At 46.5% G+C, this 4,452-nt stretch carries 3 protein-coding genes and 12 tRNA genes; 1 reads left to right on the top strand and 14 read right to left on the bottom strand.

What is annotated here, in order from left to right; translation table 11 throughout:
- Positions 1-71, bottom strand: a tRNA-Gly gene (locus tag M467_RS19240).
- 225 nt (positions 72-296) lie between these two features.
- On the bottom strand, positions 297-1,316 hold the full coding sequence (desA, locus tag M467_RS19235; RefSeq protein WP_021065768.1) for a Delta(5) desaturase DesA: 1,020 nt from the start codon (positions 1,314-1,316) through the stop codon (positions 297-299).
- A 359-nt stretch (positions 1,317-1,675) separates the two neighbouring features.
- On the opposite strand from desA, the gene M467_RS19230 reads away from it, so the two are divergent.
- Entirely contained in the window at positions 1,676-2,269 is a 594-nt protein-coding gene (locus M467_RS19230; RefSeq protein ID WP_144060646.1) for a DUF6241 domain-containing protein, read from the top strand.
- A 41-nt stretch (positions 2,270-2,310) separates the two neighbouring features.
- Here M467_RS19230 and M467_RS19225 read toward each other — a convergent pair whose 3' ends face one another.
- The 12 genes from M467_RS19225 to M467_RS19170 all read right to left on the bottom strand — a co-directional run bounded on the left by M467_RS19225 (position 2,311) and on the right by M467_RS19170 (position 4,452).
- A complete protein-coding gene (locus M467_RS19225; protein WP_031199908.1) occupies positions 2,311-3,351 on the bottom strand; it encodes a DUF2332 domain-containing protein in 1,041 nt (346 codons plus the stop codon).
- 162 nt (positions 3,352-3,513) lie between these two features.
- A tRNA-Leu gene (locus tag M467_RS19220) sits at positions 3,514-3,594 on the bottom strand.
- Between the two features lie 9 nt (positions 3,595-3,603).
- A tRNA-Cys gene (locus M467_RS19215) sits at positions 3,604-3,677 on the bottom strand.
- Positions 3,678-3,685: 8 nt separating this feature from the next.
- A tRNA-Gly gene (locus M467_RS19210) sits at positions 3,686-3,760 on the bottom strand.
- Positions 3,761-3,764: 4 nt separating this feature from the next.
- Positions 3,765-3,839, bottom strand: a tRNA-Gln gene (locus M467_RS19205).
- 6 nt (positions 3,840-3,845) lie between these two features.
- Positions 3,846-3,921, bottom strand: a tRNA-His gene (locus M467_RS19200).
- 18 nt (positions 3,922-3,939) lie between these two features.
- Positions 3,940-4,010: transfer RNA gene (locus tag M467_RS19195), tRNA-Trp, on the bottom strand.
- A gap of 3 nt (positions 4,011-4,013) precedes the next feature.
- Positions 4,014-4,097, bottom strand: a tRNA-Tyr gene (locus tag M467_RS19190).
- 3 nt (positions 4,098-4,100) lie between these two features.
- A tRNA-Phe gene (locus tag M467_RS19185) sits at positions 4,101-4,176 on the bottom strand.
- 27 nt (positions 4,177-4,203) lie between these two features.
- A tRNA-Asp gene (locus M467_RS19180) sits at positions 4,204-4,279 on the bottom strand.
- Between the two features lie 7 nt (positions 4,280-4,286).
- Positions 4,287-4,360, bottom strand: a tRNA-Met gene (locus M467_RS19175).
- Between the two features lie 17 nt (positions 4,361-4,377).
- A tRNA-Glu gene (locus M467_RS19170) sits at positions 4,378-4,452 on the bottom strand.

The raw sequence follows: 4,452 nt of genomic DNA, 5'->3' as shown, positions 1-4,452 counted from the left end.
AGCGGGTGAAGAGAATCGAACTCTCGTCATCAGCTTGGAAGGCTGAGGTTTTACCATTAAACTACACCCGCATGGTTCATATGAGTCGGCTGTAAAAGCGACTACAATCAATATACATCTATACCTTTCGGAAGTCAACACTTTTAAAGAATTTTTTTTGATGGCTTATCAAGTCTACATGTTTTTTGTCTGAGTACATCTAATTCCCTTATTTATCTTCTTTAAATCATATCTCAATATAAGATAGCTGTGGCGATATAAAAATATCCTGCCGACAAAGTCGGCAGGAATGTGCGTCACAACGATGACGTCTTCGGTTCCCGAAGCAAGTGCTTAATATCGCGGAACGTGACGAACGTCTTGTTCTGAGCATCGTACAGTTTGTAGCGTAGCGACTTCAAACTCGACCATAGACCAATCGTCGTCGCTTTTTGGAGCGGCGGCGTCGACGTATGGGCTTGTTCAAGGTTGTAGTTCGGTACACGCGGGCTCAAGTGATGAACATGGTGGAAACCGATATTCCCGGTTACCCACTGCAACACTTTCGGCAACTCGTAATACGAGCTTCCTTCGATCGCAGCCTTCACGTAGTCCCACTCGCTCTCGTCCTCGAAATACGAGTCTTCGAACGTATGCTGTACGTAGAACAACCAGATTCCAAGGACACCGGCTGTGAACATTGTCGTGCCTTGAACAATCAAGAACGCTTTCCAACCGACGATCGCGATGACGAGCGCATAGAGAACGACGAGCGACAAGTTAATGAGGTATGTGTTATTCCGTTCTTTTTTACGCGCATCTTTCCGATTGAAACGGCTCGTGACAAGAATCAAGAACAACGGCCCGAGACCGAACATGACGAGCGGGTTACGGTATAGACGATATTGCAATCGAGTCCATCTCGATGCCTCGACGTATTCTTCAATCGTCATGACCCAAATGTCACCGACGCCACGTTTGTCCAAGTTACCACTCGAAGCATGGTGAATCGAATGCTCTCGTTTCCATTTCTCATACGGGAACAACGTTAGAATCCCCATAATCGTCCCGACGATGGCGTTCGCCTTCTTATTCTTGAAAAACGAACCGTGCGTACAGTCATGGAAAATGATGAACATTCGGACGACGAAACCAGCTGCGACGATGGCGAGTGGAATGGTCAAGAAGACCGAGATTTGGAGCGCCTGATAGGCAAGAATCCAGGCGGCAAGAAACGGCAAGATCGTGTTGATCATCTGCCGGACGCTCTTCTTCACATCGGCCTTTTCAAACGGCGAGACATGCTTTCGGAGCTGGGCAATTTTTTCTTTACTCATGTACAACTTCCTCCTCAATTGCAAATAGCGATGACGACAACAAAAATGAAATATGAAACCAAATACACTATGAGATTGACGAGCAACGTGACCGTCATTAGAATTTATTCATCATAAAATATTATTACCAGGTAATTATATCACATCACAGACGGAAAATCGTTCATTCCAAATGAGTTATCAAATCATTTTTTTGTTTTTTTATCTATTCTTCCATATAAATTCCTTATGTGGGATTAATGGTATTTTAAGTGTGTTAGAATCCAACTATGTACAGATAGGAGGAAATGATATTGGTCTCAAAACTGAAATAGCTATTTACCCCGAAGCGACTTATCATCGTGACGAGTGTCTTCATCTTGCTCATTCCTGTCTTTTTTGTCAGCTATACGTTTTACAAAAATTTAAGTCAAGGTGTCGAGAACGAGAATCTTGACGACAAATACGCCAAACGCGTCAAAGAATTACAAATCGAAGTATCTAAAGAAGACCCATTAGACCGGAGAGGCAACTCCACCGCAAAGACTCGTGTTGAATTAGAGGTCTCTTTCAATGAAGAGAAACCAAGTCGAACTGAATTGATTAAAAGCATGCACTTGATGACACACCAAAAAATATCAGCCCGATCTAAATGGGGTGCGATTCCGATGACCCCAGACAATATACAACAGTCCGCTGACTATTTGGAGCTCCTAAAAACTAAATTCAAAATTGGTGACAGTATGTACTCGGAATTGAAAACGATACTCGATCACTGGTCACAAGGTGACTTCTCTCAAGCGGACAAGGAACAAGATCGTTTGTTGCACTTCCTCCAAGCAAACAGAGGATTCTCGAACGGATTGGCGACTGAGAACGAAGAAGAACTCTTTATCCTGAACAATTTCGGACCTGATTATTTAAATACTTTGGACGAAGCGACGTATACGTCATATGAAGAATCATCTCCATGATGGTTCTTTTTTTCATGGATCCTAAAAAGCTCTAACCGAGGTTAGAGCTTACTGAGTCTTCGCTTAAGACTTTCTTGCGCTTCTGGTGGTAACAACCAGTTGAACCAACGTCCATGCCCATCCGTTTCGGCGAGCACGAACTCACTCTTTCTGCCGTCGATAATAAGATCGAGGTGGAGTAGCTTGTCTTGGACATTATTATAGATGTGACAGACGTCCCGGTACTCCCCGATACAGTCGACTTGACGCAAAAGCTCATACTTGGTTTCAAGTGGCATTTGATTCGCCACGTGTGTATGGAAGATACAGACGATGCTGTCCGTTTCAATCGAATCGACTCGTGTTTTTAATAATTGAACTCCATCCCCTTGAATCAACACCAATGGGTGTGACCCGATCAACGCACTCGCCTGTTCAAATAGCTCGAGACGAGTTTCATGTTCCGGCCAGATGAGAGCCTTCAACCACAATTTTTCATCTGCATCGGTCAAATCGACGATATTCAAATCGAACCCGATTCGTTCCCGGACTGGAGGAAGCGGTAGATTCAGTCTAGGTCTTCCTTCGCCAATCACCTCCGCTGAAATCTCGAGAGATGACGTGACGTTCCCGACCAGTTCGCTGTCGCCATATCGATAGCTGTACTGATCCCATAGGAGCTGTAGACCGGCGCTCGTACCAATCTCCACTAAAGACAACGGTTGCTTTGAGTATCTAGAAATCATACCGAACACTGGATATAAATACGCACACCGTCTCACTTCGTTCGTTTGAACGAGCCTAGTCTGTAAGAGAGCAACCAACTCAGTTTCATAAGTTGTGCAAAATTGCTGAAAACTCGGAAATAGTCCTTCATCTACCTCTTTCGCTTCAATGGCCACGCTTGGGTAATAGTCGCCTAATGGATGTTGGTGCCCACTCAAGAGCAGATATTGGACTGCCCCAAACAACAGGTTCGGAATAGGCTGTCCTGGATTGGCTTGCTCACATAATGTGAGAATCGACACGTCTGTCGCTATCTCGTTCGACAATGATTCATAAAGAACACTCGAACCTCTACACTCGTTTGCAGCAAACCTCATAAAAGCTTGAGCGATTTGATCTGTCGGCAATGTACTTCCCCCTTCGTCCCCTTGCACAATCGTACACTCCTTGCTTATTCCTTACGCATCGCTCACTTCCCTTTATTTTTAAACTTTCACATACAAAAAAAAAAGACCCTAGCCTCAGCTAGGATCTACGGATACCGGTGGTCGGAGTCGAACCGACACTCCAGAGGAACACGATTTTGAGTCGTGCGCGTCTACCAATTCCGCCACACCGGCATATTATGTTGGAGGCGCCAGTCGGAATCGAACCGACGATAGAGGAGTTGCAGTCCTCTGCCTTACCACTTGGCTATGGCGCCAAATTTAATGGAGCGGAAGACGGGATTCGAACCCGCGACCCCGACCTTGGCAAGGTCGTATTCTACCACTGAACTACTTCCGCATAATGGCTGGGCTGGAAGGGATCGAACCTACGCATGTCGGAATCAAAATCCGATGCCTTACCACTTGGCTACAGCCCAATAAAATGGGGCGACTGAAGGGAATTGAACCCTCGAATGCCGGAATCACAATCCGGTGCGTTAACCACTTCGCCACAATCGCCATAATTATATTAGAAAGCAGGGGCAGCAGGAATCGAACCCGCGCTGACGGTTTTGGAGACCGTAGTTCTACCGCTAAACTATGCCCCTAGGTGGTGGGGGGGGGCGGATTCGAACCGCCGAACCCGAGGGAGCGGATTTACAGTCCGCCGCGTTTAGCCACTTCGCTACCCCCCCACATGGTGGCTTTGGACGGAATCGAACCGCCGACACAAGGATTTTCAGTCCTTTGCTCTACCAACTGAGCTACAAAGCCATGTATGTAGTAATTTAATTGAAAAAATGGCGGTCCTGACGGGATTCGAACCCGCGATCTCCTGCGTGACAGGCAGGCATGTTAACCGCTACACCACAGGACCACACTAATTGCGGGGGCTGGATTTGAACCAACGACCTTCGGGTTATGAGCCCGACGAGCTACCAGACTGCTCCACCCCGCGACGATATAAAATTTAAATGGTGACCCGTACGGGATTCGAACCCGTGTTACCGCCGTGAAAGGGCGGTGTCTTAACCGCTTGACCAACGGGCC

Origin of the sequence: Exiguobacterium chiriqhucha RW-2 (assembly GCF_000416965.1) — a bacterium.
In the GTDB taxonomy this organism is placed as follows: domain Bacteria; phylum Bacillota; class Bacilli; order Exiguobacteriales; family Exiguobacteriaceae; genus Exiguobacterium; species Exiguobacterium chiriqhucha.
Note: the sequence above shows the minus strand (reverse complement) of the source record. Positions and strands in the feature narration are given on the sequence as shown.

Coding starts and splice junctions, on each gene's coding strand:
- desA (WP_021065768.1), bottom strand. CDS start 1,316: ATGAGTAAAGAAAAAATTGCCCAGCTCCGAAAGCATGTCTCGCCGTTT.
- M467_RS19225 (WP_031199908.1), bottom strand. CDS start 3,351: ATGAGGTTTGCTGCAAACGAGTGTAGAGGTTCGAGTGTTCTTTATGAA.